We start from the raw sequence: 25513 nt of genomic DNA on the forward strand, positions 1-25513 counted from the left end.
GTGTCCGCCGTGCTCGATTCCGCCTTCACGCCACTGGTCGTGCCGCGCGTCGGCGAGACGCCCATGGACCTCCGCGGCGAGGCCGACAGGGCCCGCACCCGTGGCTATGCCGACGGCTTCGCCGAGGGCCGCAGGCTCGCCCTCGACGAGGGAGAGGTGCAGCACGCCGCGCAGCAGCAGCGAATGCACGAACTCCAGGAGCTGTACCTGCATGAGCGCGGCTCGGGTCTGCGCGCATTGGAGAGCGCGCACGCGGCCCTCGACCGCCGCATCGACGAGCTGAGCATGCTCGCCGCCGATCGCATCGAAGAGCTCGCCGTCGCCCTCGCCACCACGATCCTCGGAGCAGAGCTGTCGGATCCGGCACGTTCGGCGGCGCATGCGCTGCGCCGGGCGCTCACGGAGATGCCGGCGGAGCGCTGGACAGGGGTCGCCTTCAGCGAGCAGGACGTCGCAGTCCTGCAGGACGAGACGTCGTCGATCGACGCGTTGCGCGGCATCCGGATCTCCGCCTCTCCGGCCGTGGACAACGGCGGCGCCATCGTCGAGATCGAGAACGGGGCCGTCGACACGCGCATCACGTCGGCGCTCGCCCGCGCGGCCGCAGCACTCGACGGCGACGAACAGGATGCCGAGGTGATCGTGTGATCACCTCGACGCGGTCGTGGAACCGTGCGCTCCTGGCAGCGCGCCCGGAGCGCTCAGGAACCGTGAAAGCCGTGCGAGGGCTCGGCGTCGAGGTGCTGGGCATCGACGGCGCGGTCGGCGACCGCATCCGCATCGACGCGACTGACGGCCGTGTGGTGGATGCCGAGATCGTCGCCGTCGACGGAGCCGCCGCCCGCTGCATGCCGCTGGGCAGGCTCGACGGGATCACCGCCCGTGCCCGGGTGCGGCACGGGGGAGCGCCGCTGCAGGTGCCGACCGGGCGAGCGCTGCTCGGACGCGTGCTCGACGGACTCGGGCGACCGATCGACGGCAAGGGGCCGCTCGACCGGGGTGTCGCTCCCGTCTCGCTCGACCACGATGCGCCGAGCGTCATGGATCGCCAGCGCATCGATCGTCAGCTCGGCCTCGGCGTCCGTGTGCTCGACACGATGACGCCGGTGGGTTCGGGGCAACGTCTCGGGCTCTTCGCCGGCTCCGGCGTCGGCAAGTCGTCGCTGATGTCGATGATCGCCCGTGGCTCCACTGCCGATGTGAACGTCATCGCCCTCGTCGGGGAGCGCGGTCGCGAGGTGCGCGAGTTCCTCGAGGACGACCTGGGCCCCGAGGGTCTGGCGCGGTCGGTGGTGGTCGTCGCGACCTCGGATCAGCCCGCGATGGCGCGCCTGCGCTCGGCATTCGTCGCGACCAGGATCGCCGAGGCGTTCCGCGACGACGGCCTCGACGTGGTGCTGATGATGGACTCCCTCACGCGCGTCGCCATGGCGCAGCGCGAGATCGGGCTCAGCGCCGGCGAACCGCCCGCCACCCGCGGGTATCCGCCGTCGACGTTCTCGGTGCTGGCCCGCCTGCTCGAGCGCGCAGGAACCGGACCCGTCGGATCGATCACCGGCCTGTACACGGTGCTCGTCGACGGCGACGACCACAACGAGCCGATCGCGGACGCCGCGAGAGGAATCCTCGACGGCCATGTGGTGCTCGACCGCGCGCTGGCGATCCGCGGACACTTCCCCGCGATCGACGTGCTCGGCTCGGTGTCTCGCGTCGTGTCGAAGATCACCACTCCTGAGCAGCGTCAGGACGCGGTGATGCTGCGCAGCGTCCTGGCGGCTCGTCGCAGCGCGAACGACCTCATCGAGATCGGCGCCTACCGCCAGGGAGCGAACCCGATGGTCGACGCCGCCCTCGCGCACGAAGGCGCGATCTCGCGCTTCCTCACCCAGCGGATGGACGATCTTGCGGCATCCGACGACTCCTGGCAGCGGCTCGCCGCCCTCACCACCGACTTCGGAGGACTCACCCCATGACCTTCCCACTGGCTGGCCTGTTGCGCGTGCGCGGCGCCCAGGAGCGTGTCGCCGCCGAGCAGCTGTCGCGTGCGAGCGCGGAACGGGCGCAGGCCGAGCTCGACGAGCAGACCGCGATCTCGAGCCTCGCCGACATCAGCGCGCAGATCGACGATCCACGAGCGCTGATGGCCATGGCCGCCGCACGCGCCGCGGGACGCAGCACGCTCAGCGATCTGCAGGCGCTCGTCGAGATGAGGCGCGGCACGGAGTCGGAGGCGAAGTCGGCCCACGTCGAAGCGCGGCGCGACCTGAAGGGACTCGAGCGGCTCGAGAGCACCCACCGCGTGGAGGCGACCAAGGCCGAGCTCGCCGCGGAGCAGTCGGCGCTCGATGAGATCGCTGTGGTCCGCACCTCGCGACATGAGGGGAGCGCCGCATGACCGGGCTCGCGGCGGTGATCGCCCGCGTCGACGCGATCGAGACGCAGATCGTGTCGCTGGATCCGGCAGGCCGCGCGGCGGCGGCGTCGGCTGCAGCGACCGCGACCGCGGCGACCGCCGAGACGTCGGCGGCGAGCGCGACGACGTTCGCTGGAGTCCTCGAAGCGGCGAAGGCGGCCTCGACCCCGGAAGCACCCGCTGCCGGCCAGACCCCGCAGACTGCGGCGGCGGCAGCCGGCACGGGAGCGGGCGGCGACGCGAGCGCTGAGGTCATCTCGGCGCTGCAGACGCTGTTCTCGGCCAATGCCACCGGCGCAGACAGCTCGACGGCGTCGATGCAGAAGATCATCGAGATGCTCCGATGACCGCCGTGGGGCTGCTCGCGACGGTGGCGGGTTCAGGAACCGGCGAAACAGAGACAGGTGGACGATCTTCGGCCGTTTCGGGCTCTCTGTTCGGCGACGCGCTGATCGCCGCTGGCCGGGTGCTCGACGGTGCGACGGATCAGGACGCAGCGACGCTCACGCCGGACGGACAGGACGCGCCGACTGCCGAGGAGACTGCGGCATCCGACGACGCGAGCGGGGCAGAGGCGCCGATCGCGACCATGATGCACCTCACCGCGCAGTTCGCTCCGGCCGTGGCTGCGGCGGCCCCTGCATCCACGTCGACGCCTGCGCAGAGGACGCCGGATGCGACGACGCTCGATGGGACGACGCTCGTGCAGACGGCGCCGGAGGCAGCGGGGAGCGCCCGCAGCGCTCTCCCCGCTCCCGCCGCAGCGTCGGGTGAGGCGCGCCCTGCCGAGCTCCCCACAGGCCCGGCCGCGGCAGCCGTCGAGACGGGCGCGACGGTGACCTCCCCGCCTCTCGGCGTGTCGGCGCCGGAACGGACTCTTGCGCCCGAGATCTCATCGGCATCGGCATCGGCATCGGCATCGGCATCGGCATCGGCATCGGCATCGGCGTCGGCGTCGGCGAGGGGCGCTGACGGGGCGCCTCCTGTGGCCGGCGCCCGAGTGCGCCCGGAGACCCTGTCGAGCGACGCTCCCCGTGACGCTCCGGTGACGGGTCAGCAGGACCCGGCGGAGGGCGTTGCCGACCCGGCGACATCCTCCGCTGCCGCTGCGGCTCCGCGGTCCGAGTCCCCGCGGAACGCGGCACCGTCGACTCCGATCCCGACCACCGTCGGCGTCTCCGCTGCGTCCGTGATGGGCGGCCAGGCAGAGCCGCTGCCGTCGAGCGACTCCGTCGATCCACTGCCGGGTCCGCAGCCCGGGTCGCCTGCGACGACTCTCGCTCCGGTCGCATCTCCGGCTGCGGCGACGGCCATGCCCGTGTCCTCGCCCGAAGCGGCCGCGTCGACCAACCGGGCCGTCGCCGCGCAGGTCGCACCCGTGGTGGTGAGCATCGCGCAGCGCCCGATGGGCACCCATCAGCTCACGATGACGGTGAACCCGGACAGCCTCGGCCCCGTCACCGTGCGTGCGCACATCAGCGCAGCGGGCGAGGTGCAGGTCGAGCTCAGCGGCGCCACCGATGCAGGGCGCGACGCGCTGCGGACCATGCTCGTCGACCTTCGCCGTGATCTCGCCGCGGTGATGCCGCACGCGACTCTCAACGTCTCCCACGGGGCGTCGGCGGACACCGCCGGAGACCGCGGCCAGCAGGGCGCGGGCGATGCGTCACCGGAGCAGGGCTCCGGTGATCGCGACGCGCAGCGCGGACGCTCCGACCAGCGCCGCGGGGCCGAGCAGAGCCCCGATCTTTCCCGCATCATCCCGACGACGTCCTCTGCCGCATCCGGTGCAGGGCTCGACATCTTCGCCTGAGAGGACGACCGAATGACTGTCGACGCAGTGACCGCACCGAGCTCCATCCACACGGGAGGGACGACCGATCCCGCAGCCCGCAAGCAGGTGCTCGACGGCGAGGTGTTCCTCAAGCTGCTGGTGACGCAGCTGACCCATCAGGACCCCTCGAGCCCGATGGACACGAACGAGATGATCTCGCAGACGACCCAGCTCGCGATGATGGAGCAGCTCACCACGCTCGCCGACAACGGCGCCGAGGCCTTCGCCCTGAACATGCGTCAGGCGGCAAGCGCCCTGATCGGACAGGAGGCGAGCTACAAGGACGCCGACGGCAAGACCGTCTCGGGCATCGTGACCAAGGTCTCGTTCGACGGACCGATCCCGCAGGTGACCATCGGCGACAAGACGGTCGCGCTCGACGTCATCACCGGAGTCGCGACCGCGCAGACCACCCCCGCACCGACCACCCCCGCACCGACCACCCCCGCTGCGCCCACCCCCGCCGCAGTCTGACCCCGTCTCACCCAGGAAGAGAGAAACCCCATGCTTCGCTCGCTCTACTCCGGAATCTCCGGTCTCCGCTCGCACCAGACCATGCTCGACGTCACGGGCAACAACATCGCCAACGTCAACACGGCAGGGTTCAAGGGCTCGTCCGTGCTGTTCCAGGACTCGCTGTCCCAGCTCATCGGCAACCCGGGCATCCCCGACGACGAGGTCGGTGGTCGCAACCCCGCCCAGGTCGGTCTGGGCGTGCAGGTCGCCGGCGTGCGCACCAACTTCGCTCAGGGCTCGGCCCAGGCGACGGGCCGCGGTGGCGACCTGATGATCTCGGGCGACGGCTTCTTCGCCGTCCGAGCCGGCGGAGAGACCCTCTACACGCGGGCGGGCGGCTTCTCGTTCGACCCCACCGGCAAGATGGTGACCGCCGACGGCTCGATCGTGCAGGGCTGGTCGGCGCAGGACGGCGTGGTGAACACGGGGCAGGCGACGGGCAACATCGTGCTGCCGCTCGAGGCGGTGTCACCTGCGAAGGCGACGACCTCGGCGACGGTCACCGGCAACCTGCCCTCGACCGCCGCGGTGGGTGACGAGCTGGTGCGCGACGTGACCGTCTACGACGCCCAGGGCACGCCGTCGACCCTCAGCCTGACCTTCACGAAGACGGCGACCGGATGGGACGTGACCGAGCCGACCAGCGGCGCAACGGGGGCGCTGACCTTCACCGACGGCAAGCAGGCCGGCGCAGGCCTCACGCTCGCAGCCGGCGCCGTGAGCGTCGACCTGGGTGCGGTCACGGGCTACGCGAACATGTCGACGGTCGCCGTGACGGAGCAGGACGGATCGGCTGCCGGCACGTTGAAGTCCTACAGCATCACCGGCGACGGATCCATCGTCGGCACGTTCAGCAACGGTGCGACGCAGACGCTCGGCAAGATCGCCATGGCGACGTTCGCGAACCCCGAGGGGCTGGAGAAGGCGGGCGGCACGGCCTACCGCGCATCCGTGAACTCCGGAGCTGTGCGCATCGGGGAGCCGGGCCAGGCCGGCTTCGGCAACCTCGTCTCGGGTGCGCTGGAGATGAGCAACGTCGACCTCTCGCAGGAGTTCACCAACCTCATCGTCGCCCAGCGCGGGTTCCAGGCCAACGCGCGCATCATCACCACGAGCGACGAGGTCCTGCAGGAGCTCACGCAGCTCAAGCGCTGATCGCCTGCGCCGACTCGGTCGGACACGCGCGACGAGGCCCGCCCCTGGTTACCGGGGGCGGGCCTCGTCGCGATAGTCGGAGCAGACTTCCCCCTCTCATCCGAAGCCCGGAGAACCCCCGATGATCATCGTCACCCGCCTCGACCGCACCCGGTTCGCGGTGAACCCCGACCTGATCGAACGCATCCACGCCTCGCCGGACACCACTCTGCACATGGTCGACGGTCATGTGTACGTGGTCGAGGAGGATCTCGACGCCCTGATCGATCTGATCGTCGCGTACCGGGCGCGCGTGCTCGGCGCTGCCCAGGCACTGACCTCGCAGACGGGGGCATGACGGTGGATCCCGCATTCATCATCGGGGTGATCCTGGCGTTCGGCGCGCTGGTGGCGATGATCACGATGGAGGGGGCGAGCTTCGAGGCTCTGCTCATTCCGGCGCCGATGATCCTCGTGCTCGGCTCGACGATCGGCGTCGGCATCGCCAGCCACACCCTCCGCGACACGATCCTCGCTGTGAAGAGCCTCGGGCGCATGGTCAGGGGCCCGAAGATGACGCCGGAGGCGGTCATCCCCTTCCTCGTGGGGTATGCCGAGAAGGCCAGGGGCGAAGGTCTGCTGGCACTGGAGCAGGAGCTCGACTCGGCACCCGATGCATTTACCCGACAGGCGCTGCAGGCTCTCGCCGACGGAACGGATGCCGAGGATCTGCGCACGGTCATGGACGACGAGATCGCCGCGACATCGTCGCGCAACCGCGTGGCGTCGAAGTTCTTCGGCTCGCTGGGCGGATATGCGCCCACGATCGGGATCGTCGGCACCGTCGTCTCGCTGACGCACGTGCTCGAGAAGCTCGACGAACCCGACCACCTCGGGCCGATGATCGCTGCGGCCTTCGTCGCCACGCTCTGGGGTCTGCTCTCGGCCAACTTCATCTGGAACCCGATCGCCGGTCGCCTCGGACGGATCGGAGCCGTCGAGCTCGAGCGGATGACCCTGGTCTCGGAGGGCATGCTCGCCATCCAGGCCGGAAGCGCTCCGCACCTGCTCCAGGAGCGCCTCGAGGCGCTGTCGACCGTGAAGCCCAAGGCCGCCAAGAAGAAGCGCGAGCCCGAACGGGCAGAGGGCGTGCAATGAGCACAGCCCGTCGAGCTCGCGGTCGCGGGCATGAGGATGACTCGCACGATGAGCCGGACGAGCGCTGGGCCGTCTCGTACGCGGACATGGTCACGGTTCTGATGTGCCTGTTCATCGTGCTCTTCGCCGTGTCGAACGTCGACAAGACGAAGTTCGAACTGCTCGCGAACAGCCTCGCCACGGGTTTCGGGCAGGAGAGCACCGAGGGCGGTGCCGACACGGCCGAGGGCGTGATCGTGCCGCCTGAACTGCAGGACGATGACGGGGTGGTCGACCTCGCGGCGCGGGCCGAGATCGAGTTCGAGTCGCTCGAGGGACTGCGCGATCGCATGAGCACCTCGCTGGCGGCACAGGGCCTGCAGGACACGGTGCAGTTCGTCATCGACGACCGAGGGCTCCAGGTGGGGCTGGTCGGCGCAGAGACGTTCTTCGCCGACAACAGCACCGACCTCTCGGCGAAGGCGGACGCCGTGCTCGACACGATCGGAGACGTGCTCGTCACGGTCGACAACCAGGTGAGTGTCGAGGGGCACGCCGACCACCGCGTCTCCGCCGCACCCTTCGCCACCAACTGGGAGCTCTCCGGCGGGCGCGCGACCCAGGTGGCGCGGTTCCTCGTCGAGCACGAAGGCGTCGGAGGACCCCGTGTGAAGGCGACGGCGTTCTCGGACACCCGACCCATCGTGCCGGGCGACACCCCTCAGGCGCTGGCCAGCAACAGACGCGTCGACATCATCGTCGAATCGAACGAAGAAGAGCAGGTGAGAGCGCTGATACCCGCTCTTGCGGCTGCTGCGAACAACTGAGCTCACGTGAACACCACCGTCGAGGAGACCGTCATGACCGCATCCGCCGTGCTCGATGACCCCGCCCTGCGCCATCCGGCATACGATTTCGGACGCCCCGCCCAGCTCGGACGCGAGAGCACCCGCCATCTCGAAGCGGCCTTCGAGTCGTTCGCCCGGCTGTGGTCGTCCCAGCTCACGGCGAAGATCCGCGTGCGCGCCCATCTCGCACTCGAGACCGTCGAGCTCGTGTCCTACGAGGAGTACGCCGACACCCTGCCCGGCACGACGTCCATGGTCGCCGGCTCGTTCGCCGACCGCGACGAGCCGTGCGTCGTGCAGTTCGGCCTCGACAGCGCCCTGCTGTGGGTGGTGCAGATGATGGGCGGCAGGAGCACATCGCTTCCCGAAGCCCGCACATTCACGCCGATCGAGCTCGCCCTCGTCCGCAACCTCATGGAGGGCACCTTCGAGCACCTCCACGCCAGCCTCGGCGCCCTGCTCCCTGGTGCACCGCGCTTCACCGCGGTGCACTACAACCCCCAGTACATGCAGGTCATCTCCGCGACGGCGGCCGTGATCGTCGCCCGATACACCATGCGTCTCGGCGATTCCGAGTCGACCGCGACGGTGATGCTGCCGGCGACCGCGGTCGTCGACCGCCTCGCGGCCACGGGATCGGACGCGGCATCGGCGCATTCGACGGATCAGACCCTGGAGCAGGTGCGCAGCACGCCGTTGGAGCTGACGCTGCGCCTCGCGCCGATCACGATCGGCACCGGAGAGATCCTCGATCTCGCACCGGGCGACCTGCTGCGCCTGCCTCACCCCGAGACCCGGCCGTACGAGCTCATGGCCGGGCAGACCCGGATAGCTCTCGCGACACCGGGCAGCAGAGGCTCGCGCCTCACCTGCAAGATCACGACCACCCATGAGGAGACCCACTGATGAGCACCTTCCACGAGACCGCCATCGCCGCGGCGATCGCCGGCAAGCTGCCGTTCGGCTACCCCGTGATCCCCGCACCGTCGACCGACCCCGGCGCGTCGGGCGACGCGGTGGTCGTCACCTTCACGGGCAGCCCCGGGGCCCGCATCGCGATCCAGGTCGTCGACCCGTCGCAGCTCGAGGACGGCTCCAAGAACGCTCAGCTGGCCGATCGCCTGCACCCGATCTTCGAGGCGGCCGCCGCCGTGCTCGGCAGCGGCTCGCTCGGCGACGGAGCCGTGGTCGACGCCGCCGAGGTCTTCACCGACTCGGGGACCCAGGTGTTCGACATGGTCGACGCCGACGGCAGCGTCGTGGCGCGCGCATCCGTGCGCATCGACGGAGCCAGGGCGGCATCCGCGTCGGGTCCGCAGCGGCTCAACCGCATCGCGGGCGTCGAGATGGAGCTCGTGGTCGAGATCGGGCGCACGCGGATGCCGGTGCGCGACGTGCTCTCGCTCGAGCCGGGCCGTGTGGTCGAGCTCGACCGCGCCGCCGGGTCTCCCGCCGACATCAAGCTCAACGGCCGACTGATCGGGCACGGCACGGTCGTCGTCGCCGAGGGCGACTTCGCGATCCGCGTCGAGCGCATCCTCGACAGCGCCGAGACGGTCTGAGCGTGGACGACATCCTCGTCGCGCTCCGTGCGATCGTCGCGCTGGGAGCGGTGCTCGGGCTGCTGCTCTTCCTGAGCCGCCGCCTGCAGAAGTCGCAGGCGAAGGGCGTGAGTCCGCTGGCTGGGCTGATGCCGAAGAAGCTCGCCAAGCTGACCGAGCTCGTGCCGACGCGGCCCGCCGCGGCGCCGCGTGCGCGCCCGGAGAAGATCACCGTGGTGGCGAGGTCGGGCATCGGCGGCAAGGCACAGCTCGTCGTGGCGGAGTTCGGCGGCATCCGCTACGTGCTCGGCGTGACGGAGCACGGGATCAACGTCGTCGACACCCAGGAGGCTCCTCCTCTCGAGCAGGAGGAGGTCGTCTCCTCGGACGTACGATCCGCCTCCGTCGAGATGCCCGACGACATCGTCGACCGCGCGCTGCGCTCGGTCGCCTGACCCGCGGTCAGCGCATCGGTCGACGCGGTTACGTGCACCTCGTGATGTCGCGATAGTCGACTGCGAGCACGGATCGCTCGACCCCCTGGCTACGGATCGGCCACGCCACCCATCTTCGGAGTGCCGCCGTGCCCGCATCCGCCGCAGTCGCCGCGCCGCCGTCTGCGCGCGCACCGCGACTGCCTCGCCGCGTGTGGGTGCTGCTCGCGGCGGTGCTCGTCGTCGTGACCGCACTCGTGCTGCTGCAGGCCACAGGGGCGCACGCAGCGGCGATGCACGTCCCGACTCAGGTCGGTGACGGCGAGGGCGACGGCGTGACGATCAACGGCATCAACGGGGCGCCGTCCGACAGCATCATGACGTTGCTGGGCATCACCGTGCTCAGCGTCGCTCCGGCGCTGCTGCTGATGATGTCGAGCTTCACCAAGATCTTCGTCGTGCTGGCCCTCACCCGGAACGCGCTCTCGCTGCCGTCGATCCCGCCGAACCAGGTGCTGGCCGGTCTCAGCCTGTTCCTGACGCTGTTCATCATGTGGCCGGTGCTCACCGACATCAACACCGTCGCCGTCGCGCCGTTCACCGACGGCCAGATCGACTTCGGCAGGGCGTTCGATCTCGCCCAGGAGCCCTTGCGGCAGTGGATGCTCTCGTACACGCGCGAAGAGGACATCGCGCTGATGCATCGCGCAGCGCAGATGGAGAACCCCACCGACGCCGCGAGCATCCCGCTGCAGACGCTCGTCCCGGCCTTCATGATCAGCGAACTGCGCGCGGCGTTCCTGATCGGGTTCATCATCTTCGTGCCGTTCCTCGTCATCGACCTGGTGGTCGCGAGCGCACTCATGTCGATGGGCATGATGATGCTGCCGCCCGTCATGATCTCGTTGCCGTTCAAGATCCTCCTGTTCCTGCTCATCGACGGATGGGGCATGGTCATCACCGCGCTCGTCCAGTCCTACAACGGGGGTGGCGGGTGAATCCCGAAGCGGTCATCGACATCGGTCAGGCGGCGCTCATCGTCGGTGCGAAGCTCTGCGCGCCTCTGCTCATCACCGCCCTGGTGGTGGGCTTCGCGATCTCGCTGCTGCAGTCCATCACCCAGGTGCAGGAGATGACGATCTCGTTCGTGCCGAAGCTCGTCGCCGTCGGCATCGCGCTCCTCGTCACGGGGCACTGGATGATCGCCGAGATGATCGCGTTCACGAACGAGATGTTCGCGCGGATACCGTCGCTGCTGAACGGCGGCTGATGAACATCCCGATCGATTTCACCTGGCTGGAGGCGACCTCGCTCGCCTGCGTGCGGATCACGGCATTCCTGGTCCTCGCCCCGCCGTTCAGTCACGGCACGATCCCGATGCGGATCCGCGCGATGCTCGGCGTCGGTCTCGCTCTCGCCGTGTCGCCGGTCGTGACCGCAGGATATGAGCGCCTCGACACCGGGGCCTTCATGCTCGCACTGGCAGGGCAGGCCCTCACGGGGGCGCTCCTCGGCTTCCTCGTGATGGTGCTCTTCAGCGCGATCCAGGGCGCCGGCCACCTCGTCGACACCTTCGGCGGGTTTCAGCTGGCTCAGGCCTTCGATCCCGGCATGGCGATCAACGGCGCACAGTTCACCCGACTGTTCCAGATGACCGCGATCATGCTGCTGTTCGCCTCCGACGGATACCAGCTCGTGCTCGGCGGTCTGTTCCGATCGTTCGACGCGGTGCCGGTCACCGGCATGATCGATCTCGCCAAGCCCGCCGAGGCGCTCGTCGGCGCTGCGGGACAGATGATGCTCAGCGCGGTGCAGATCGCGGGACCGCTGCTCATCGTGCTCTTCCTCGCCGACGTCGGACTCGGTCTGGTCAGCCGCGTCGCGCCCGCCCTGAACGCCTTCGCGATGGGCTTCCCGATCAAGATCGGTCTCACCCTCCTGCTCGTCGGATTCGTCTACGCGGCGCTCCCGAGCGTGGTCGCCGTGATCGCCGAGGAGGCTGCGCGACTGCTCCTGGGGGTGACCCGATGAGCGAGACCGACACCGGCGAACGCACCGAGAAGGCGACCGAGCGTCGCCTGAAGGAAGCGCGGAAGAAGGGCCAGATCGGCCGCAGCCAGGACTTCACGGCCTGGGTCTGCATCGCCGCCGCGGCCGTCATGATGGTGCCGACGATCGCCTCGGGCACGCAGGTGGTCACCGAGCTGTTCCTCGCCGTGACGCCCGTCGCGATGAACCCCACCGACGGCGCCGCCATGGATGTGCTGAGCTCGGCCATCACCTCGCTCGGTGGCATCCTGCTTCCGATGCTGGTGGTGGTGCTGCTCGCCACCACGGCCACCGCGGTCGCGCAGGGCGGCATCCACCTGCGCGGGGTGACCATGCGCACCGAGCAGTTCAACATCGTGTCGGGCGTCAAGCGCGTCTTCGGCCGACAGGCGCTCTGGGAGGGCGCCAAGGCGCTGCTGAAGACCGTGGCCATCGGGCTCGCACTGTGGATCGTCGTCTCGGGTCTCGTCCCGGTACTGATGGCCAGCGGCAGCCACAACATCACCTGGCTGCTCGAGCAGGCGGCCGGGGGAGCGGTCGCGCTGCTGCAGGTCGCCGTGGCGGTGGGCATCCTGCTCGCAGCGATCGACGTGGCGGTGGTCATGCGGCGCAACCGCAAGCACACGCACATGACGAAGAACGAAGCCAAGGACGAGCACAAGAAGACCGAGGGCGACCCGCTCGTGCGCTCCCAGCGCCGCTCGCGGCAGCTCGCCATGAGCCGCAACAGGATGATCGCCGCGGTGGGCGACAGCGACGTCGTGCTCGTGAACCCCACGCACGTGGCGGTGGCGCTGCGCTACGAGCCGGGCAAGTCGGCGCCACGGGTCGTGGCGAAGGGCGCGGGGATCGTCGCGCAGAAGATCCGCGAGAAGGCGGAGGAGAACGGCGTGCCGATGATCAGGGACATCCCTCTCGCACGCGCGCTGCACTCGGCCTGCGAGATCGGGCGGGAGATCCCCGAAGAACTCTACACCGCGGTCGCCCAGGTGCTCGCCTTCATCGAGCACCTCAAACGTCGAGGCTCGGCCAGGGGAACGCACACGATGCCCTTCGCCAGCACCAGGGACCGCGGCCTGTGAGTCCGGCCGCGAGCACATCAGAACGAGCAGAGAGAATCAGAAGGCGAGACGCATGATCGGTCAGCTGTTGTCCAAGGGGGCTGTTCCCGTCGGTGTGGTGGGGATCATCCTCCTGCTCATCGTGCCCATCCCGACCGGTCTGCTCGACGTGCTCATCGTCCTGAACATCTCGTTCGCGCTGCTGATCCTCCTGACCGCGATGTTCGTGAAGAAGCCTTTGGACTTCTCGGTGTTCCCGAGTCTGCTGCTCGTCGCGACCCTCTTCCGGCTCGGCCTCAACGTCGCGTCGACCCGCCTCGTGCTCAGCGAGGCCCACGCGGGTCAGGTGATCCAGGCGTTCGGTCAGATCACCATCAGCGGCTCACTCGTGATCGGTGCCGTGATCTTCCTCATCCTCACCGTCATCCAGTTCGTCGTGGTCACCAAGGGTGCCGAGCGCGTCGCCGAGGTGGGCGCGCGCTTCACGCTCGACGCGATGCCGGGCAAGCAGATGGCGATCGACGCCGACCTGAACGCCGGTCTGATCACGGATGACGAGGCGCGCAGGCGACGCGCAGAGGTCGCCGCGGAGGCCGACTTCTACGGTGCGATGGACGGTGCGTCGAAGTTCGTCAAGGGAGATGCGATCGCGGGCATCGTGATCGTGGTCATCAACTTCGTCGGCGGCATCATCATCGGCATGGTGCAGCACGGGATGGAGGTCGGCGAGGCGCTCGAGACCTACAGCATCCTCACCATCGGCGACGGGCTGGTGACCCAGATCCCCGCCCTGCTCATGGCGGTGTCGACCGGCATGATCGTCACGCGTGAGAACGCGGAGGCCGAGATGGGTCAGGCCGCCGGCCGTCAGCTCATGCAGTCCCGCAACGCCCTGGTGATCACCGGACTCGCCGCCATCGCCATGGGGTTCATCCCCGGGATGCCGCTCGTGATCTTCCTGGCGATCGGTGCAGTACTGCTGTTCGCGGCATCCCGCGTGAAGGCGAACGAGGACCGCGATGCCGCACGTGAGGCGGATGCCCTGCAGCAGGAGGCCGTCGAGGCCGGCACCGAGGGCCCGGAGGACCTCATGGACCGGATGCGCGTGCACGCCCTCGAGATCTCGCTGTCTCCCGACATCGTCGATCTCGCCTCAGGGGGAGCGGGAGATCTGCTCACCCGGGTGAAGTCCCTCCGCCGCAAGCTCGCCCTCGACATCGGCATCCTCATGCCGCCGGTGCGCACGCGGGACAACATCGAGCTGCCCGCGCAGACGTACTCGATCCTCATCGCCGGGGTCGAGGCCGGACGCGGGTCGGTTCCTCGGGGCCACGTTCTCGCGATCGGCACGGGACTCGAGCAGCTTCCGGGCACGGCCGTGGTCGACCCGGTGTTCGGTCTCGAGGGCAAGTGGGTCCCCGCCGAGATGTCGCACGCCGCCGACATGGCCGGCGCGACGGTGATCGATCGGGCGAGCGTCATCATCACCCACCTCTCCGACATCGTGCAGAGCCAGGCCGACCGCCTGCTCTCCCTCGAAGACGTCCGCCAGCTGACCGAGCACTTGAAGCAGTCCAGCCCTGCGACGGTCGAGGAGCTCACCCCGGCCGTGCTGTCGCTCGCCGCGATCCAGCGCGTGCTGGCGGGGCTCCTCTCCGAGCGGGTGCCGATCAACGACCTGGCGCGCATCTACGAGGCGCTCGCACTCCGAGGCAAGACGTCGACGGAGACGGCGGGTCTCATCGACGCGGCCAGGGCGGCGCTCGGGCCGGCGATCGCCTCGCGCTTCGCCGAGGACGGACGCATCCGGGTCGTCATGTTCGAGCCGATCCTCGAGCAGCAGATGCTCGAGGGCATGCGCGTCGTCGACGGTCACCCGCAGATCGTGCTGACGCCGGAGGCGACGATGCAGGTGCTCGAGAACGTGCGTCGCACTGTCGCCGAACTCGACCAGGTCGGTCCGGAGCCCGTTCTCGTCTGCGCGCCGTCGCTGCGACAGGCGGTGCGTCGGATGGTGTCATCGCAGGTCAGCGGCCTTCCGGTGCTCTCCTACGACGAGGCTGCGGCGGGCGGTCTCGCGACCGACGTGGTCGGCGTCGTCCGCATGACGCAGTCGGCTCTTCCCAGCGGCGCGTTGTAGCGTTCGATTCTGCTCATTTATGAGTTGAGTGCGATACGTTTGTGAGCAGAGGGCGCACCGGCGCTCACGCCATGGAAGGCAGACGACGCATGCTGGTACTGACGAGACGCGCCAACGAGAGCATCGTGATCGGCGACGACATCACCGTCACGATCCTCGCCGTGACGCCGAGCGGTGTCCGTGTCGGCATCGACGCCCCTCGCGACAAGCGCATCAACCGCGCCGAGATCGTCATCGCCGTGAGCGATGCGAATCAGGAGGCCGTGCAGACCTCCTCCGTCGACTCCGCCGAATCGCTCATTCTCGGCGCCCTGGGCAGAACCACCCCTGCTCCATGATCGGACGCTCGGAGTGTCATCTCCGGGACTCCGAGTTACTGCGTCGAGCGTTGTCGCGATAGTCGTTCATGTGACGGGCGATCCCGTCATGGAAACCGCGACATGACGAGGTGACGAATCGTGGCCGCTCACGACCTGAGCATGCAACTGATGCGAGAGCGCGATCTGCTGGAGGTGCTGCTGTTCAAGCTCGACGAGCAGCAGATGCTGCTCGCGACCGGACGCAACCGGTGGATCCACCATGCGGCGAACGAGATCGAGCGGGTCCTCGCGGCCATGCCGACCGTCGCACTGTCGCGCGACACGCTGGTCATCGCGGTGGCTGATGAGTGGGGCGTGCCCGAGGCGACGACGCTCCGCGATCTGATCGAGGCTGCGCCGACCGACGCGTGGCGCGAGATCCTGTCGGGTCATCTCGAGGCCATGACCACTCTGGCCGACGAGATCGGCGACATGAAGAAGGTCAACGAGCAGCGTCTGCGCACGGCGATCCGGGTGACGCAGGAGACGATCGCCGGCCTCGGGGTGCCGACCGGCGAGTACGACACGCACGGCGACGTCGTCCGCGGCGCGGACGCCCGACTTCTCGACACCAGGGTCTGAGGTAACCATGTCTTCCTTCGCAGGGCTCCGCCTCGCAGAATCCGCGCTCTCGGCCGCACGCGCGGGGATGACCGTCACGGGTCAGAACATCGCCAACCAGACGACTCCGGGCTACACGCGCCAGCGGGTGGAGCAGACCTCGCTCTCGGCGCCGGGGCAGACGGGGCTCTGGCCATCCGGCATCGCCATCGGCGGGGGAGTGGGCGTGACCGGGATCGCGAGGCTCGGCGACGACATTCTCGATGCCCGTGTGCGCGACGCGCTGTCGACCTCCGGCTTCTGGTCGGCTCGTGCGACGGCAGCGAGCCGCGCAGAGGACGTGCTGGCCGAACCCACGAAGGACGGTCTCGCCGCGAACCTCAACAGGTTCTGGTCGGGCTGGTCCGACCTCGCCAACACGCCGGATCCGGCAGCGGCGCAGGTCGTGCTCTCGAATGCCGACGTGCTCATCGGACAGATCGCGGAGGGCTACCAGACCATCGCGGGGCAGTGGAACGACCTGCGCAGTCAGGTCGACGGTCAGCTCGCCGACGTCAACGCCGCTGCGAGCCAGGTGGCCACTCTCAACGGACAGATCAGGGAGGCGCTGCAATCGGGGCGCAACGCCAACGAGCTCATGGACCAGCGCAGCGTCCTCGCCCAGCAGCTCTCGTCGGCCGTCGGTGCGAAGGGCATCGTCGAGCCGGACGGCACACTGACTCTTCGCGTCGACGGCAATGCGCTCGTGTCGGGCGACAGCAGCCGAGCGCTCGTCGCGAGCGGACCGCGTGACATCGCGGACGCAGGTCGGATCACCGTCTCATGGGCGGATCGACCGAACCTCGCGGTGCCGATCACGGGTGGCGTCGTCGGCGGCACGATCAGCGCTCTGGCCCCCGCGTCCGACGGGGGGACGCTCGCCGGTGTCGCGGCCGCCTACAACGAGACGGCGACCGCGCTCGCGACCGCCGTGAACGATGTGCACCGCACCGGCGTCACCTCGTCGGGAGCGGCCGGAGGCGACTTCTTCGCGCTCGACGGTTCGGGTCCGGCGGCGCTGGGACTCCGTGTCGTCCCGACGGGACTCGATCAGCTGGCACTGGCAGCGCCGGGTGCGGGCGCGAAGGACACCACCATCGCCGACCGCATCAGTGCGCTGGGGACATCTGCGACGGGGCCCAGCAAGACGTGGTCGACGTTCGTCACCGGCTTCGCAGTCGCCGTCGCCGGGGACCTGCAACGCGCGGACATCGCCGATATGGGCGCGGTCGCGGCGGTCACCGCGCAGCAGTCGAACGCCTCGGTGGACGGCGACGAGGAGACGATCAACCTCCTGACCTACCAGACCGCATACCAGGCGGCGGCTCGCGTTCTGACGGCCGTCGATGAGGCACTGGATCTGTTGATCAACCGCACCGGCCTCGTCGGCCGCTGACTCTGGGGAGAGTGAAATGATCGGTCGAATCACGACCAGCACCATGACGCAGCAGTCGCTGCGCACACTGCAGACCAACCTCGCGGATCGCGCACGGCTGCAGGATCAGGCCGCGTCGCAGCGCGCCTTCCGCTCGCCGAGCGACGATCCGGCCGCCGCGGCCACGGCGCTCGGTGTGCACGGTGATCAGGCGCGCGTCGCTCAGTTCGCCCGCAACCTCAGCGACGGAATGGCGTGGGTGACCACGGTCGACACCGCTCTCGGCGCGAGCGCCGATCTGCTCAACCGCGCGCGTGATCTCACCGCACAGGGAGCGAACTCGGGCGCGCTGAGCCCGACCGCTCGCGAGTCGATCGCCCAGGAGCTCGAGTCGATCAGCGCAGAGCTGCTCGCCAAGGCGAACACGAGGGTGCTCGGCCGCAGCGTCTTCGCGGGAACGAGCGATGCGGGAGCCGCGTTCGATCCCACCACCTTCAGCTTCAACGGCGGCGCGGGCGACGGCGTGCATCGCCGCATCAGCGAGAACGAGACCGTGCGCGTGGACTTCGACGGCGCTCAGGCGTTCGGCGAAGGGGCCGACAGCGCCTTCGCCCTGCTGAACGACATCGCGGCGGAACTGCGCAGCGGTGCCGAGGTCGGCTCGCGTCTCGGCGACATCGATGCGCGGCTGAAGGACGTCACCGCGGCTCGCGGATCCACGGGCGCTCGTCAGGTGCAGATCGAGCGGGCGTCGGCGCAGAATCTCTCCTCGTCGATCGACCTCGAAGCGCGCCGTGCCGAGGTCGAGAACGTCGACAGTCTCGAGGTGCTCGTGCACCTGCAGTCGGCCGAGCTCGTGTTCCAATCCGCCCTGCAGGTGACGGCCCGCTCGCTGCAGACCAATCTGATGGAGTTCCTGCGATGAGCGCACCCACTGACCGAACGACGGCGACGGTCGACGTCGAGTTCGCTTCGCCGATGCCCGGACTCGCTCCGCACACGTCTTTCACCCTCGAGCAGATCGACGGAGCGGAGGGCCTGCACGCGCTGCGCGCGACGGATGCCGACGTGCGCCTGTTCCTCCTCGACCCGCGATCCGGGGACTACGGCTACGAGCCGAGCATCCCCGCAGACGTGCAGTCCGAGATCGGCGCCGCCGACGAGTCGGAGATCCGGGTGTTCGTCGTGGCGAACCCCTCGGCCGACGGCGTGTACATCAACCTGCGTGCGCCGATCCTGATCCACACCGGATCCGGCCGTGCCGCACAGGCGATCCTCGAGGATCAGCGCTACCCGATCCGCGCCCTGCTGGGTGCCTGAGCAGGACGTGACGTTCGACGGCTCTTTCGACAGGGTGGACTCCCGGCACGGGGAGAATTCCGAGATTCACCGCATATACCAAGGAAGAGCATCTATCCTCTAAGAGCACAGGCTGGGGTACTGGCGGGATCCCGGCGTCGTCGCAGGAGATCGGGACCTGGGGCACGTCATGGATGCGGTTGGTAGGGGTACAGCGCACGACGCTCGGTGACGAGCGACATTCCATGGGACGGAAGACGACATGAGCACATCAAGGACGCTCGAGACGAATCGGGTGAGCAAGCGGGAGTTCGTGCAGAGATTCGCACGACGCGGTGGCATCTCGGTTCAGGCCGCACAGACGGCGTACAACGCGATGATCGACGAGCTCCTCGACCTCGTAGGCCGCGGGAACACGGTCACACTCACCAACTTCGGCAAGTTCTATCCGCAGACGCACAAGGGGCACCGGGTGCAGTTCGCGAAGGACGACGGAGACGCCGAGGTCAACGACTACACCGTGCTGAAGTTCTCCGCGACGCGCGAGGTGAACCGCCGCGTCAAGGTGAACGATTAGTCATCGTTATCTGAACGTAAACGAGAATCCCCGGAGGTTTTGGCCTCCGGGGATATTTCTTGCCCGTCGCACCCCTAGTCTGTAGTCAGATGTAGTTCTGGCCACTGGGGAGAGGCCGCGCTGTGAGTCGCTGGGGAGGGCTTGCACTTACAGTGAAAGAGGCGAATCCGATGCCTATGCGTGCCCGCAACCAGCTCGTGGTCGATCACCTGCACATCGTCGGCGCGGCGACGGCATATGTGGCGTCTCGACTCACGCATGTCTCCCGTGACGACCTCGCCTCTGCCGGTGCGTTCGCGCTGGTCCGCGCAGCCGAGAAGTTCGACGCGACCCTCGGCGTGCCCTTCGGCGCGTTCGCTCGAGGACGCGTCAACTGGGCGCTGAAAGACGAGCTGCGGTCGATGGACTGGGCGCCTCGAGATGTTCGGGTGCGAGCCAAGCAGACGACGAAGGTCCGACAGACACTCACGGCCGCCCTCGGTCGCACGCCCACTGTGGCGGAGATCGCAGCAGCCATGGGCGTCGACACCGCCGTCGCGCGCGAAGGGCTCGCCGACGCCGAGCGTCTGCTGACGAGTCTCGATGCGCCGGACGCGCCGGAGATCGTGTGGACCGGCTACCTGCCCGAGGAGCTCGTCATCGCCTCCGAGCGCGACGAGTTCCTGCGGCGCGCCGTCGACGCCCTGCCGGAGCGCAAGCGGGCGATCATCACGGCGATCTATTTCGAGGACCGCACGGTCAAGGATCTCGCGGAGCAGCTGGGCGTCTCCCACGCCGCCGTCTCGCAGCAGCGTGCGGAAGCCGTGCGCATGCTTCGAGATGCGCTGGATCGGCACTACGCCGACACCCCTCAGCGTGAGGCAGCACCGGCAGCGCGGTCCTCCGCGTCGGCGCTGGACGCGTACTTCGAGCGCCTCGCGGCCGGCGGTCAGCGGTTCACGCGCGCGATACTGTCGCACGCGGTCGGCGTCTGATCCGTCGCGCGCACGCGCGCGGCCGCAGGGCCGTCAGAGACCGAAGCCGTAGCTGGGCTGACCCACCAGGATGAGACTGACCGTCGTCGGGTAGACCTCGGGCTCTTCATCCTCATCGTCGAGCAGCTCGAGCTTGTGGATCGGCACGAAGATGCCGCCGTCCGGCTCGAAGATGAGATCCTTCGGCACGAACGAGGCGAAGATCGACCGTGTCGCGTGGCGCAGCTCGAACGTGCGACCGACGTCTCCGCGCTCGAAGAGGTTCATCTCGACCTCATCCGACCACACCTTGCCGTCGGGGAAGCGAGCCTCGATGCGATAGGTGCTCGGTTCGACCGCCTTGATGTTGAGATCCTCCACGACGTCCGCGAACAGTGCGTCCGGCTGCTCGAGTTCGAAGGCGATGGCGCGGAGGTGGTCGTAATTGAGGCGAGCGCGACGCGAGAACAGCGCGACGTTCTCGATCTCGTCCGGGTCCGCGTGGGGGGCCTGATCGATGAGGTACTGGCGCACCTCGTCGGGACCGGGGTACTCGAATCGCATGTGGTAGTGGAACCGGCCGGGGCGATTGACGATGTACGTGCTGACGTCGCTGATGTCGTTCACCGTGAGGCAGTAGATGCGCTTCACGGACGAGAGGCCGTCGAACAGGGACAGGAACTGGTTCTGTCGATTGCCTCCCTCTGCGCCCCCGCGGCGGCCAGCGGGGAAGATCTTCTCGAACTCGTCGAAGATGATCAGACACTCGTCGAGGGTGTCCAGGAACTCCACGATGCCGTCGTTGTCCTCTGAGACGATCACGACGGGCAGGCACTGCTCGAGGGCCTCCTCGGCGACCATGCGAAGGAACAGCGTCTTGCCGATCCCCTTGTCGCCGGAGAGCATCACGCCCAGGCTGCGGTCCGAGAGGGCGTAGGACCGGAAGATCTTGTCGACCTTCCTGTCTCGGCCGCCGTAGACGCGCTCGGTGCCGACGGTGAGGTCGTCGATCTTGATCAGGCTGAAGCCCTCTTTCGAGGTGAAGTGCACCCGATAGGTGCCGAGAGGGAACTCATGATGCGTGCGGACGGCGTCGTCGTAGACGCGGACGTGTCCGCCCGTCTCGATGTAGGTGCTGGTCAAGATCCTTCTCCTTCGCTCCCCGTGTTGATATATCGGTTGAGATCGGACTGTCGTAAGGCGTTCGGCGAGATAATTTCGCAGTACCCTGAGCGGACAGCGGGCGTGGGGACGCCCGGGTCAGGGGAACCGCTATGGGGACGAACGCAGGCGAGCAGCCGATCGCGGGGTCGATCGTCATCGTGGTCGAGGCCGCGCCGCAGGGGCTGCTGCAGTACACGCTGGATCCTGACGATCGTCAGCCCGAATGGCAGGTGATCCTCATCGCCCATGACGATGCCGTGATGGGCGCCGCGACGACACCGGAGCAGACGGCGGAGCTGCTGGTGCGCGGCAGCGTCGAGTGCATCAGGCAGAGCATCCCGAGCCTCGAGGTCGGCGGACTCACCATGCGGCCGGAGCTCGGGCCGAACGACAACGCCCAGATCGTCGCCGCCGGCGAGGCCACCTTCCTACAGTCCGAGTGGGATGCGGTCGTGAAGCAGGCGGGCGATCTCCCCGAGGGCTGAGCGCGAGCCTGCCACTCCCGGCGGCACCGTCAGGCCGGCGTCAGGAACGCGTCGACGATCAGCGCCCCGCGGATCTCGCGAAGCTCGTCGATGATGCGATCGATTCCCCGCGCGGTCACCGAAGGCATCTGCAGATCGTGGGGTCCCAGTGGTTCGAGCCGTCCGGTGCGAACCCGGATCACCTCCCAGCCGGCGGAGCGCAGGGCGCGATCCTTGCGGAGATCGGTCTGCTCGCGGGTGCCGACATGCTCGAGTCCGTGGCGCCCGACCGTGTCGTACTCGATCGCGACACGGAGCTCCGGCAGCAGGATGTCCGGCCACACCTCGGTATGGCGGAAGAACGGGCGAGAGACTTTGACCGCGTTGACACCGGTCGTGACGGAGATGCGGGCGGCGAGCATCGCGCGGAGTCTGGCCTCGGCGGCGGATGCCGGTGCCGGGGCGCAGACGCTGGAGAAGGCTTCGCCGGAGGGGAGATCGGGCGTCTTGCTGCAGAGGGTGAGCGGGCGTTTCGGCCGTCGGGGTATCGCGCGGGCTTCGCCCAGCACGACCGGCTGGGGCCTGGCGAGCGTCGAGCATTCCGGGCACCACGCCGACTGGCGGCGCACCCGCCCGGGGCGTTCGCGCTGCTCAGTGGGGGTGGCGGCGAAACGATGGCCCACTCGGCATTCCCAGCACAACAGCACATCGGCCGCCAACGGCACCTGCGAGAGTGCGATGCCGTGATTGAGTTCGGGGTGGTACTGGCGGATCAGTTCGGGGTAGGCGGCCCACTGCGAACGATAGGTGCCGATCTCGTAGGGCACCTCCCGTCCTCGCGAGAACTGGCGTCTCGCCCACCACGACTGCACGGGTTCGGTCACGTCGGGCAACCTACCGGGCACTCCGGACATCGCCAGGAGGGGCTGGACGTGACAGACTCGCGGAGAGCAATGAGTCCGATGAACGGACAGAGGGAGTCGTCATGCCGCAGCGGATCGTGATCAGTGGCGCATCGGGCCTGATCGGCACGGCGCTCGCCTCGTCGCTGCGGTCGGACGGTGTGGAGGTGACGACCCTCGTGCGTCGCCCTCCGCGTGATCCGTCTGAGGTGCAGTGGATGCCGGGGGAGCGCGAGCTCGACCCCGATGTGCTGGCGGGCGCTGTCGCCGTGGTCGCGCTGGGTGGTGCGAGCGTCGGGCGTCTGCCTTGGACGCGACGGTATCGCCGCGAACTCGTCGAGTCCCGACTGACGGGCACCCGCACGCTCGCGACGGCGGTGCGCACCCTGCGAGACGATGCTCCGGCGTTCGTGTCGGCATCCGCTGTCGGCTACTACGGCTCGGCGCCGGGCGAGGTGCTGACCGAGGCGTCGCTCGCGGGCGACACGTTCCTGGCGCAGCTGTGCGTCCGATGGGAGCAGGAGGCGCTGCGCGCGGGGGAGCAGACGACGGTCGCGCTGCTGCGCACCGCTCCGATCATCCATCGCAAGGGTGTGCTGAAGCCGCTCATCCAGCTCACTCGCTTCGGGGTCGCCGGTCCGATCGGGCCCGGCACCCAGATCTGGCCATGGATCTCTCTCGACGATGAGGTGCGCGGCATCCGACACGTGATCGACCAGCGCCTCGAGGGGCCCGTCAACTTCACCGGGCCGACGCGTGCCTCGGCGAACGACATCGGTCGCGCCCTCGCGAAGAGGATGCGCCGACCGTTCTGGATCCCGGCTCCTGCCTGGGCCCTCCGGCTCGCGCTGAGTCGGTCGGCCGCCGATTCGCTGCTGCTCTCCGATGCGGACGTCAGACCCGGCGCGCTCGAAGGCTCGGGCTTCGAGTTTCGGCACACGACAGCCCAGCAGGCCGTCGACGCCGCGCTGTGATCGGGCGACGACGACGGCCGTGCAGGCTCAGTGCCCGTGCGGGTCGCGCCGATTGAGTGTCTCGACCACCTGCGCATAGTCTCCCCGTGCTTCGCCGTAGCGCAGGAACTTCACGTTCTCGACCTGGATCTCGGTCGCATCCGGCTGGGTCTCGATCAGGTCGACGACCTCGCTGACGAACTCGTCGAGCGGCATCGCGAACTCGCTGGTCTCCTGCCCCGGCATGAGCGAGGTGCGGACGGAGGGCGGTTCGAGCTCGAGCACGCTCACACTCGTGTCGGCGAGCTGCAGACGCAGAGATTCGCTGAGCATGTGGATGGCCGCTTTCGTCGCGTTGTAGGTGGGCGTCACGCGGAGCGGCGCGAAGGCCAGACCGGACGACACAGTCATGATCGTCGCGTCCGGCATGGTGCGCAGGTGCTCGATGAAGGCCGCGATCAGCCGGATCGGACCCAGGAGGTTGGTGGTGACGGTGGCCTCGGCGTCGTCGAGGAACCCCTCGGGCGACGTCCAGTCCTCGACCCGCATGATCCCGGCCATCGGGATGACCACGTTGAGCGAGGGGTGGGCGGCCATGACCGTCTGCGCGGCCGCCCGGATGCTGTCGGCGTCCGTCGTGTCGATCCGGACGGTGTGGATGCCCGGGTTCGCCGCGGCGATCTCGTCGAGCAGCTCGGCGCGACGCCCGCCCACGATCACGGTGTTGCCCCGATCGCTGAGCCGCAGAGCGAGGGCGAGGCCGATACCGCTCGTGGCACCGGGGATGAAGATGGTGTTTCCGCTGATGTTCATACGTCCACTCTTCGTGCTCTCGCCCAGGCCCTCCAGAGATGGCGCATCCAGGGATCGGGCGTCCCTGGATGCGCGAGGCAGAGCACGAGATACTGCAGAGGTGGACAGAGAAGCACTGGCCGAGTTCCTCGTGCGTCGCAGGGAGCAGCTGAAGCCGTCCGACGTCGGCCTCGGTGCGGGGGCGCGTCGACGCACCCCCGGGCTTCGACGCGAGGAGGTCGCGCAGCTCGCCGCCATGTCGACCGACTACTACGCGCGGCTCGAGCAGCAGCGCGGCCCGCAGCCCAGCGTACAGATCCTCGGCTCGCTCGCGCGGGCGCTGCGTCTGACCCCCGACGAGCGTGACTACCTGCATCGGGTCTGCGGACACAGCGCACCGGACCGCACGATCTTCACCGACTACGTGCATCCGGGGATGCTCCGCGTGCTCGACCGGCTTCACGACACGCCCGCATTCGTCGTCTCCGCGCTCGACGAGGTGCTGATCCAGAATGACGCAGCACGCGCTCTGCTCGGCGACGCGAGCGGTCTGGAGGGGATCGAGCGCAGTGGGATCTACCGCTGGTTCGCGCACCCGGACGACGAGCGCCGGCGGTACCCGGAGGAGGATCATCCGCGTCACAGTCGTGTGCTCGTGGCCTCCCTCCGATCCGCCTATGGCGCCCTGGGCGAGCGGTCTCGCGCCGGCGAGATCGTCCGCGAGCTCGCGTCGCTCAGCCCGGAGTTCGCACAGCTGTGGGAGGTGCACGAGGTCAGGCGGCGCTTCGAAGACCACAAGGTCCTGATCCATCCCGAGATCGGTCCGATCGAAGTCGACTGCCAGGCGCTTTTCACCGAGGACGAATCCCAGGCGCTCATCGTCCTGACAGCGGCGCCGGGCAGCGACGCCGAGAGCAAGCTCGAGCTGCTCAGAGTGCTCGGGACGCAGCGCGTCTGAGAGCCGTGAC

31 protein-coding genes are annotated in these 25513 nt (G+C 68.7%); 28 read left to right on the forward strand and 3 right to left on the reverse strand.

Annotated elements, in window-relative coordinates:
• Nucleotides 1-9: 9 nt before the first annotated feature.
• The 25 genes from AB0P11_RS05935 to AB0P11_RS06055 all read left to right on the forward strand — a co-directional run bounded on the left by AB0P11_RS05935 (nt 10) and on the right by AB0P11_RS06055 (nt 20291).
• Entirely contained in the window at nt 10-648 is a 639-nt protein-coding gene (locus AB0P11_RS05935) for a FliH/SctL family protein (protein WP_157557416.1), read from the forward strand.
• Nucleotides 645-1973: a FliI/YscN family ATPase gene (locus AB0P11_RS05940; RefSeq protein WP_363520538.1), complete on the forward strand. Its 1329-nt coding sequence runs from the start codon at nt 645-647 to the stop codon at nt 1971-1973. Before AB0P11_RS05935 ends, AB0P11_RS05940 begins: the two co-directional genes overlap by 4 nt.
• Entirely contained in the window at nt 1970-2395 is a 426-nt protein-coding gene (locus AB0P11_RS05945) for a hypothetical protein (RefSeq protein ID WP_056278835.1), read from the forward strand. Before AB0P11_RS05940 ends, AB0P11_RS05945 begins: the two co-directional genes overlap by 4 nt.
• Nucleotides 2392-2760, forward strand: a complete 369-nt coding sequence (locus AB0P11_RS05950) for a hypothetical protein (protein ID WP_285365403.1) — start codon at nt 2392-2394, stop codon at nt 2758-2760. The genes AB0P11_RS05945 and AB0P11_RS05950 overlap by 4 nt, the downstream gene beginning before the upstream one ends.
• Nucleotides 2757-4226: a hypothetical protein gene (locus tag AB0P11_RS05955; protein WP_363520542.1), complete on the forward strand. Its 1470-nt coding sequence runs from the start codon at nt 2757-2759 to the stop codon at nt 4224-4226. The genes AB0P11_RS05950 and AB0P11_RS05955 overlap by 4 nt, the downstream gene beginning before the upstream one ends.
• Before the next feature lie 12 nt (nt 4227-4238).
• Nucleotides 4239-4721, forward strand: coding sequence for a flagellar hook capping FlgD N-terminal domain-containing protein (locus AB0P11_RS05960; RefSeq protein ID WP_320488432.1), 483 nt, complete (start codon nt 4239-4241; stop codon nt 4719-4721).
• Nucleotides 4722-4751: 30 nt separating this feature from the next.
• Nucleotides 4752-5918, forward strand: coding sequence for a flagellar hook protein FlgE (locus AB0P11_RS05965; protein WP_363520544.1), 1167 nt, complete (start codon nt 4752-4754; stop codon nt 5916-5918).
• Nucleotides 5919-6039: 121 nt separating this feature from the next.
• Complete coding sequence (locus tag AB0P11_RS05970) at nt 6040-6255, forward strand: flagellar FlbD family protein (RefSeq protein ID WP_042541095.1); 216 nt, start codon at nt 6040-6042, stop codon at nt 6253-6255.
• 2 nt (nt 6256-6257) lie between these two features.
• The gene (locus AB0P11_RS05975) at nt 6258-7055 is read left to right on the forward strand and encodes a MotA/TolQ/ExbB proton channel family protein (RefSeq protein WP_056278831.1); all 798 of its coding nucleotides are present in this window, start codon (nt 6258-6260) and stop codon (nt 7053-7055) included.
• Complete coding sequence (locus AB0P11_RS05980) at nt 7052-7861, forward strand: flagellar motor protein MotB (protein WP_053096330.1); 810 nt, start codon at nt 7052-7054, stop codon at nt 7859-7861. Before AB0P11_RS05975 ends, AB0P11_RS05980 begins: the two co-directional genes overlap by 4 nt.
• A gap of 33 nt (nt 7862-7894) precedes the next feature.
• The gene (locus AB0P11_RS05985) at nt 7895-8788 is read left to right on the forward strand and encodes a flagellar motor switch protein FliM (protein ID WP_363520548.1); all 894 of its coding nucleotides are present in this window, start codon (nt 7895-7897) and stop codon (nt 8786-8788) included.
• The gene (locus AB0P11_RS05990) at nt 8788-9444 is read left to right on the forward strand and encodes a FliM/FliN family flagellar motor switch protein (protein WP_056278829.1); all 657 of its coding nucleotides are present in this window, start codon (nt 8788-8790) and stop codon (nt 9442-9444) included. Before AB0P11_RS05985 ends, AB0P11_RS05990 begins: the two co-directional genes overlap by 1 nt.
• A 2-nt stretch (nt 9445-9446) precedes the next feature.
• Nucleotides 9447-9878 carry a flagellar biosynthetic protein FliO gene (locus tag AB0P11_RS05995; protein ID WP_072591336.1) on the forward strand — a complete coding sequence of 144 codons (432 nt, stop codon included), beginning with the start codon at nt 9447-9449 and terminating at the stop codon, nt 9876-9878.
• Between the two features lie 128 nt (nt 9879-10006).
• The gene (gene fliP, locus AB0P11_RS06000) at nt 10007-10855 is read left to right on the forward strand and encodes a flagellar type III secretion system pore protein FliP (RefSeq protein ID WP_363520552.1); all 849 of its coding nucleotides are present in this window, start codon (nt 10007-10009) and stop codon (nt 10853-10855) included.
• Entirely contained in the window at nt 10852-11127 is a 276-nt protein-coding gene (gene fliQ, locus AB0P11_RS06005; RefSeq protein WP_042541106.1) for a flagellar biosynthesis protein FliQ, read from the forward strand. Before fliP ends, fliQ begins: the two co-directional genes overlap by 4 nt.
• A complete protein-coding gene (locus AB0P11_RS06010; RefSeq protein WP_042541108.1) occupies nt 11127-11888 on the forward strand; it encodes a flagellar biosynthetic protein FliR in 762 nt (253 codons plus the stop codon). The genes fliQ and AB0P11_RS06010 overlap by 1 nt, the downstream gene beginning before the upstream one ends.
• On the forward strand, nt 11885-12988 hold the full coding sequence (locus AB0P11_RS06015; protein ID WP_056278827.1) for an EscU/YscU/HrcU family type III secretion system export apparatus switch protein: 1104 nt from the start codon (nt 11885-11887) through the stop codon (nt 12986-12988). Before AB0P11_RS06010 ends, AB0P11_RS06015 begins: the two co-directional genes overlap by 4 nt.
• 52 nt (nt 12989-13040) lie before the next feature.
• Nucleotides 13041-15107 carry a flagellar biosynthesis protein FlhA gene (locus tag AB0P11_RS06020; protein ID WP_072591335.1) on the forward strand — a complete coding sequence of 689 codons (2067 nt, stop codon included), beginning with the start codon at nt 13041-13043 and terminating at the stop codon, nt 15105-15107.
• A gap of 89 nt (nt 15108-15196) precedes the next feature.
• Entirely contained in the window at nt 15197-15445 is a 249-nt protein-coding gene (gene csrA, locus AB0P11_RS06025; protein ID WP_363520557.1) for a carbon storage regulator CsrA, read from the forward strand.
• A gap of 120 nt (nt 15446-15565) precedes the next feature.
• Nucleotides 15566-16048, forward strand: a complete 483-nt coding sequence (flgN, locus tag AB0P11_RS06030; protein ID WP_053096323.1) for a flagellar export chaperone FlgN — start codon at nt 15566-15568, stop codon at nt 16046-16048.
• Nucleotides 16049-16055: 7 nt separating this feature from the next.
• Nucleotides 16056-17462, forward strand: coding sequence for a flagellar hook-associated protein FlgK (gene flgK / locus AB0P11_RS06035; protein WP_285365416.1), 1407 nt, complete (start codon nt 16056-16058; stop codon nt 17460-17462).
• Nucleotides 17463-17478: 16 nt separating this feature from the next.
• Nucleotides 17479-18366: a flagellar hook-associated protein FlgL gene (gene flgL / locus AB0P11_RS06040; RefSeq protein ID WP_072591334.1), complete on the forward strand. Its 888-nt coding sequence runs from the start codon at nt 17479-17481 to the stop codon at nt 18364-18366.
• Nucleotides 18363-18761, forward strand: a complete 399-nt coding sequence (locus tag AB0P11_RS06045; RefSeq protein ID WP_056278824.1) for a flagellar assembly protein FliW — start codon at nt 18363-18365, stop codon at nt 18759-18761. Before flgL ends, AB0P11_RS06045 begins: the two co-directional genes overlap by 4 nt.
• 241 nt (nt 18762-19002) lie before the next feature.
• The gene (locus AB0P11_RS06050; RefSeq protein ID WP_053096320.1) at nt 19003-19317 is read left to right on the forward strand and encodes an HU family DNA-binding protein; all 315 of its coding nucleotides are present in this window, start codon (nt 19003-19005) and stop codon (nt 19315-19317) included.
• 170 nt (nt 19318-19487) lie between these two features.
• Complete coding sequence (locus tag AB0P11_RS06055) at nt 19488-20291, forward strand: sigma-70 family RNA polymerase sigma factor (RefSeq protein ID WP_285365419.1); 804 nt, start codon at nt 19488-19490, stop codon at nt 20289-20291.
• A gap of 33 nt (nt 20292-20324) precedes the next feature.
• Here AB0P11_RS06055 and AB0P11_RS06060 read toward each other — a convergent pair whose 3' ends face one another.
• A complete protein-coding gene (locus AB0P11_RS06060; RefSeq protein WP_053096315.1) occupies nt 20325-21413 on the reverse strand; it encodes an AAA family ATPase in 1089 nt (362 codons plus the stop codon).
• Nucleotides 21414-21544: 131 nt separating this feature from the next.
• On the opposite strand from AB0P11_RS06060, the gene AB0P11_RS06065 reads away from it, so the two are divergent.
• Complete coding sequence (locus tag AB0P11_RS06065; RefSeq protein WP_056278823.1) at nt 21545-21919, forward strand: hypothetical protein; 375 nt, start codon at nt 21545-21547, stop codon at nt 21917-21919.
• A 29-nt stretch (nt 21920-21948) separates the two neighbouring features.
• On the opposite strand, the gene AB0P11_RS06070 is transcribed toward AB0P11_RS06065, so the two are convergent.
• The gene (locus AB0P11_RS06070) at nt 21949-22782 is read right to left on the reverse strand and encodes a zinc-ribbon domain-containing protein (RefSeq protein ID WP_082586598.1); all 834 of its coding nucleotides are present in this window, start codon (nt 22780-22782) and stop codon (nt 21949-21951) included.
• A gap of 101 nt (nt 22783-22883) precedes the next feature.
• Here AB0P11_RS06070 and AB0P11_RS06075 point away from each other — a divergent pair, with 101 nt between their 5' ends.
• On the forward strand, nt 22884-23774 hold the full coding sequence (locus tag AB0P11_RS06075) for a TIGR01777 family oxidoreductase (protein WP_053096309.1): 891 nt from the start codon (nt 22884-22886) through the stop codon (nt 23772-23774).
• Nucleotides 23775-23801: 27 nt separating this feature from the next.
• Here AB0P11_RS06075 and AB0P11_RS06080 read toward each other — a convergent pair whose 3' ends face one another.
• Entirely contained in the window at nt 23802-24566 is a 765-nt protein-coding gene (locus AB0P11_RS06080; protein ID WP_056278820.1) for an SDR family oxidoreductase, read from the reverse strand.
• Nucleotides 24567-24666: 100 nt separating this feature from the next.
• On the opposite strand from AB0P11_RS06080, the gene AB0P11_RS06085 reads away from it, so the two are divergent.
• The gene (locus tag AB0P11_RS06085; RefSeq protein WP_053096305.1) at nt 24667-25503 is read left to right on the forward strand and encodes a helix-turn-helix transcriptional regulator; all 837 of its coding nucleotides are present in this window, start codon (nt 24667-24669) and stop codon (nt 25501-25503) included.
• Nucleotides 25504-25513: the final 10 nt, after the last annotated feature.

The organism is Microbacterium sp. NPDC079176, from assembly GCF_040686675.1.
GTDB lineage: Bacteria > Actinomycetota > Actinomycetes > Actinomycetales > Microbacteriaceae > Microbacterium.

Excerpts from the sequence above, each read along its gene's own strand:
- AB0P11_RS05945 (WP_056278835.1), top strand. The coding sequence starts at position 1,970 with ATGACCTTCCCACTGGCTGGCCTGTTGCGCGTGCGCGGCGCCCAGGAG.
- AB0P11_RS05960 (WP_320488432.1), top strand. The coding sequence starts at position 4,239 with ATGACTGTCGACGCAGTGACCGCACCGAGCTCCATCCACACGGGAGGG.
- AB0P11_RS06075 (WP_053096309.1), top strand. The coding sequence starts at position 22,884 with ATGCCGCAGCGGATCGTGATCAGTGGCGCATCGGGCCTGATCGGCACG.
- AB0P11_RS05950 (WP_285365403.1), top strand. The coding sequence starts at position 2,392 with ATGACCGGGCTCGCGGCGGTGATCGCCCGCGTCGACGCGATCGAGACG.
- AB0P11_RS05955 (WP_363520542.1), top strand. The coding sequence starts at position 2,757 with ATGACCGCCGTGGGGCTGCTCGCGACGGTGGCGGGTTCAGGAACCGGC.
- AB0P11_RS06050 (WP_053096320.1), top strand. The coding sequence starts at position 19,003 with ATGAGCACATCAAGGACGCTCGAGACGAATCGGGTGAGCAAGCGGGAG.
- AB0P11_RS05990 (WP_056278829.1), top strand. The coding sequence starts at position 8,788 with ATGAGCACCTTCCACGAGACCGCCATCGCCGCGGCGATCGCCGGCAAG.
- AB0P11_RS05965 (WP_363520544.1), top strand. The coding sequence starts at position 4,752 with ATGCTTCGCTCGCTCTACTCCGGAATCTCCGGTCTCCGCTCGCACCAG.
- AB0P11_RS06015 (WP_056278827.1), top strand. The coding sequence starts at position 11,885 with ATGAGCGAGACCGACACCGGCGAACGCACCGAGAAGGCGACCGAGCGT.
- AB0P11_RS06055 (WP_285365419.1), top strand. The coding sequence starts at position 19,488 with ATGCCTATGCGTGCCCGCAACCAGCTCGTGGTCGATCACCTGCACATC.
- AB0P11_RS06065 (WP_056278823.1), top strand. The coding sequence starts at position 21,545 with ATGGGGACGAACGCAGGCGAGCAGCCGATCGCGGGGTCGATCGTCATC.
- AB0P11_RS06020 (WP_072591335.1), top strand. The coding sequence starts at position 13,041 with ATGATCGGTCAGCTGTTGTCCAAGGGGGCTGTTCCCGTCGGTGTGGTG.
- AB0P11_RS05970 (WP_042541095.1), top strand. The coding sequence starts at position 6,040 with ATGATCATCGTCACCCGCCTCGACCGCACCCGGTTCGCGGTGAACCCC.
- AB0P11_RS06080 (WP_056278820.1), bottom strand. The coding sequence starts at position 24,566 with ATGAACATCAGCGGAAACACCATCTTCATCCCCGGTGCCACGAGCGGT.
- AB0P11_RS05980 (WP_053096330.1), top strand. The coding sequence starts at position 7,052 with ATGAGCACAGCCCGTCGAGCTCGCGGTCGCGGGCATGAGGATGACTCG.
- flgL (WP_072591334.1), top strand. The coding sequence starts at position 17,479 with ATGATCGGTCGAATCACGACCAGCACCATGACGCAGCAGTCGCTGCGC.
- flgK (WP_285365416.1), top strand. The coding sequence starts at position 16,056 with ATGTCTTCCTTCGCAGGGCTCCGCCTCGCAGAATCCGCGCTCTCGGCC.
- AB0P11_RS06045 (WP_056278824.1), top strand. The coding sequence starts at position 18,363 with ATGAGCGCACCCACTGACCGAACGACGGCGACGGTCGACGTCGAGTTC.
- csrA (WP_363520557.1), top strand. The coding sequence starts at position 15,197 with ATGCTGGTACTGACGAGACGCGCCAACGAGAGCATCGTGATCGGCGAC.
- AB0P11_RS06010 (WP_042541108.1), top strand. The coding sequence starts at position 11,127 with ATGAACATCCCGATCGATTTCACCTGGCTGGAGGCGACCTCGCTCGCC.
- AB0P11_RS05985 (WP_363520548.1), top strand. The coding sequence starts at position 7,895 with ATGACCGCATCCGCCGTGCTCGATGACCCCGCCCTGCGCCATCCGGCA.